3 protein-coding genes and 1 tRNA gene are annotated in these 3,888 nt (G+C 70.2%); 1 reads left to right on the forward strand and 3 read right to left on the reverse strand.

The genetic code is table 11. The features are described from left to right. Positions 1-52: 52 nt before the first annotated feature. Both J0670_RS32560 and J0670_RS32565 read right to left on the reverse strand, forming a co-directional pair. Entirely contained in the window at positions 53-1,717 is a 1,665-nt protein-coding gene (locus J0670_RS32560; RefSeq protein ID WP_207815677.1) for an APC family permease, read from the reverse strand. Between the two features lie 336 nt (positions 1,718-2,053). Beyond that, a tRNA-Leu gene (locus J0670_RS32565) sits at positions 2,054-2,138 on the reverse strand. Between the two features lie 369 nt (positions 2,139-2,507). Here J0670_RS32565 and J0670_RS32570 point away from each other — a divergent pair. Continuing rightward, a complete protein-coding gene (locus tag J0670_RS32570; protein WP_374223215.1) occupies positions 2,508-3,104 on the forward strand; it encodes an ATP-binding protein in 597 nt (198 codons plus the stop codon). A 194-nt stretch (positions 3,105-3,298) separates the two neighbouring features. Here the strand turns inward: J0670_RS32570 and idi are convergent, their stop codons facing one another. Next, complete coding sequence (gene idi / locus J0670_RS32575) at positions 3,299-3,877, reverse strand: isopentenyl-diphosphate Delta-isomerase (protein ID WP_207815679.1); 579 nt, start codon at positions 3,875-3,877, stop codon at positions 3,299-3,301. Between the last annotated feature and the right edge of the window lie 11 nt (positions 3,878-3,888).

Here is a 3,888-nt window from a genome sequence, read left to right on the forward strand (position 1 = left end):
CGACCAGCCCTTCGAACAGACTCGGCTCAGACCTGCCCAGCAGGCTCGCGCATCAGACCCGCGAAGGCTCGACGCCCTCCGCCGTCCCGGCGGTCGCGGCCGCCTTCGCGTCCTCCTCGGCGGCCAGTTCCCGGCGCACCGCGGCCAGCGAGGGGTTGGCCCAGGAGCTGGAGACGCCCCAGCGGTAGAAGGCCAGGCCGATCGCGGCGACGATCAGCAGGTCCCAGCCCTCCGGGAGGTACCCGTGCCCGCCGAAGTCGGCGCTGCCGGCCCAGGAGATCCCGGCCATCACGAACAGGTACGCGACCATCCAGGCGCCCGCCTTCAGGTGCGGCTTCAGCTCGGCGAACGGCTTGCGCAGCTCGTACCAGGCCCAGATCGGCAGACCGGCGGCCATCAGCAGGATGACCTTGCCGGTGAGCGGCCAGCGGGCCCAGTACAGCACCAGCGAGCCGAAGACCATCGCTATCGGAGCGATCACCGGCATGGCCCGCAGCCGGACCGGCCGCGGCAGGTCCGGGGCGAGGCGGCGCAGGGACATCACGGCGACCGGCCCGGTGATGTACGAGATCACGGTCGCGACCGAGACGATCTCGGCCAGCGAGCCCCAGCCGCGGAAGACCGCGAGGAACAGGAAGGCGACCACCAGGTTGAGCACCAGCGCCGGGCGCGGGATGCCGGTCCTGGCATCGACCTTGCCGAAGATCTTCGGCAGGTGGCCGTTCTCCTGCACACCGTGGATCATGCGCGAGGTGGTGGCGGCGTAGATCATGCCGGTGCCCGACGGCGAGACGAAGGCGTCCGCGTACAGCAGCAGGGCGAGCCAGTTCAGGCCCCAGGCGATCGCCAGGTCGGCCAGCGGCGAGGTGTAGGAGAGGTTGCTCCAGCCCTGCGACAGGTCGGCGGTCGGGATGGCGCCGAGGAAGGCGATCTGCAGCGCGACGTAGATCACCAGGGCGATCAGGATCGAGCCGATGACGGCCTTGGGCAGCGACTTGCCGGGGTTGCGGGCCTCACCGGCCAGGTTGAGCGGGGACTGGAAGCCGTTGAAGGCCCAGACGATGCCCGAGACCGCGACGGCGGTGAACACCGAGCTCCAGCCGTTCGGGGCGAAGCCGCCGTGGTCGGTGAAGTGCGCGGAGTCGAAGTGCGCGAAGAGCAGAGCGCCGGCGGTCAGCGTCGGTACGACGACCTTGAAGACGGTGATCGCCGTGTTGGTCTTGGCGAACAGCGTGATCGCGAACCAGTTGAGGATGAAGTAGATGACCAACAGCACGCTCGCCAGCGCCACCCCGCTGAGGGTGAGCTCCTTGCCGTTGAACAATCCTTGCGCCCAGCCGAAGTGCCAGGAGCTCATGTACTGGACGGAGGCGGTGGCCTCACCGGGGATGACCGAGACGATGGCGATCCAGTTGGCCCAGGCGGCGAGGTAGCCGGCCAGCGAGCCGTGCGAGTACTGGCCGTACCGGACCATGCCGCCGGCCTTGGGGAACATCGAGCCCAGCTCGCTGTACGTGAGCGCGATGGTCAGCGCCACGGCGGCGCCGATGACCCAGGCGAGGATCGAGGCGGGCCCGGCGAGCTTGGCGGCTCGCTCGGCGCCGAACAACCACCCGGATCCGATGATCGACCCCAGCCCGACGGCAGTCAGGCTGATAGTGCCGAGCGATCGGCGGTAGTTCTGGTGTGATGCCGTCGACGAATCGGGCTCACTCAACGTATCGGTCCTCTCGCTCGTGGTTCAGCGGATGGTGTCGGTGGTTTTACCGTTTTGGATCGGTATTTCGGACAAACCCCAGCAGCCTATGGTCCGAAATGGGACGAAAACCTCAGAGGAAGCTCAAAACCACCCGATCGTTGCCATCTCGTGTCCGCTTTTCGGACGCTCGGCCCTTGCGGAGAGACCGGCGCCACACCGCAGGGGGCCGATGTGGCCCGGCTGTCGCAGTGGATCAGCGGAAGTGGATCACCGGCAGTCGATCGGGGAGGGGATCCGGAAGAAAAAAGAAATTCCCCGTGAGTTCCTTTCGGATCCCACGGGGAATTTCGACTGTGTCCGAGGGGGGACTTGAACCCCCACGCCCGATAAAGGGCACTAGCACCTCAAGCTAGCGCGTCTGCCATTCCGCCACCCGGACGGGGTGTGTGCTTCGGGGGTTTTTCTCTCGCCCCCTCGGCGACAGAGAGAACATTACCAGGGTTCTGGAGTGCTTCTCACCTGCGTTTCCCCGCCGGGTGGGCTGACCGGCACGCCCGGGACCGATGGGATGGCTCGCGAGGGTGCTCGAACCCCGGCCGAAGCGGTGGTGAGCGCGAAGCAAACGGTCGGTTAGCCCTCCGCGCACGATCACCTCCCGTCGGAACCGATCCGACACGGGCAACTTGTCGACGGTGCCCCGGCCGCGCGGACCGCTCTCCTAGCCTCTGTGGACCGAGGGCGCCATGAGCGGATCGCCTGATTCCCCGGGTCGCCTGAATCCCGGGTCGCGGACGGAGGGCGGCTGGACGTGGAGCAGATCAGCGCGACGGCGAAGGCCGAGCCGAGACACGGCGAGTCGAGACGCGGTGAGCCGAGACACAGCACGCCGGAAGCCGGGCGCAGCGAAGCCGGGCGCACCGACGGGGGCCGTACCGACACCGACCGGCCCGACCGGTCCGGCCGACCTGGTGGCCCGGCCGAGGGTGTGTGGCGCTTCCCACTGCCCGCAGTCGAGGCCTCGGTGCCACGCACCCGGCACGCGGTACGGGACCGCCTGCTGGCCCAGGGCATGACCGGGGTGCGCTACCAGGAGCTGGTGGACGACCTGCTGCTGATCGTCTCCGAGCTGGTCGGCAACGCGGTGAAGCACGCGGCCGAGCTGTCGCCCGAGGTGACCACCGAGCTGTCGGTGCGCGAGGGCTGGGTGCGGATCGCGGTCGAGGACGGCCACCCGTACCGTCCGAAGGCCCTGGAGAGCGACACCGGACGCACCGGCGGGCGGGGCCTGCTGCTGGTGAAGAGCGTGACGCTGCAGGCCGGCGGGGCGTGTGACGTCGAGGGCACGGAGGAGGGCGGCAAGGTCATCTGGGCCTCGCTGCCCGTCTCCGCGGAGCCCGAGAACTGACCGGCGCACCCGCGCGGAGTCGCAGCCACCCGCGCGGAGCCGCAGCCACCCGCACGGAGTCACCCGGACGGAGTCGCGGCCACCCAAACCGCGCCGAAGTCACCCACACGGAGCCCCGGCCGCCCGCACGGGGCCGCGCGGCGGGCCGACGTGGCGAGCCCGCGCGGCGGTAGCGGCGCGGCGACCCGCCGCCGCTACCAGTCCCGCCCGGCGATCTCCCGGATCCCCGGCAGCGCCGCCTCGAAGACCGTCTCGAACCAGACCGAGAACGGCCGCTCCGCCCGCAGCTCCCGCAGCTCCTGCGCGGTCACGAAGGCGAAGTCGTCGACCTCCTCCGGGTTCGGCTCGACGGGCGCGGTGACCAGTCCGACGAACAGGTGGTTCCACTCGCGCTCGATCAGCCCGGAGGCCTCGTCCGGCAGGTCGTAGCGGACCGTCCCCGCCTCGCAGAGCAGCGCCGGTGCGGCGCCCAGCTCCTCGGCGGTGCGCCGGGCGGCCGCGACGAAGGGCGGCTCGTCCGGGTACGGGTGCCCGCAGCAGGTGTTCGACCAGACGCCGGGGGAGTGGTACTTGCCGAGCGCCCGCCGCTGCAGCAGCAGCCGCCCCTGGCGGTCGAAGAGGAACACGGAGAAGGCCCGGTGCAGCCGGCCCGGCTGCTGGTGGGCCCAGAGCTTCTCGGCGGTGCCGATCGTGACGCCCTCGTCGTCGACCAGTTCCAGCAGGATCTCGGCGCCGGCGGGGGTCGCGGACGCGCCCTGTGGGTCGACCGTCACGTCGGTCTCCA

Source organism: Streptomyces sp. FH025, assembly GCF_017427025.1.
GTDB lineage: Bacteria > Actinomycetota > Actinomycetes > Streptomycetales > Streptomycetaceae > Kitasatospora.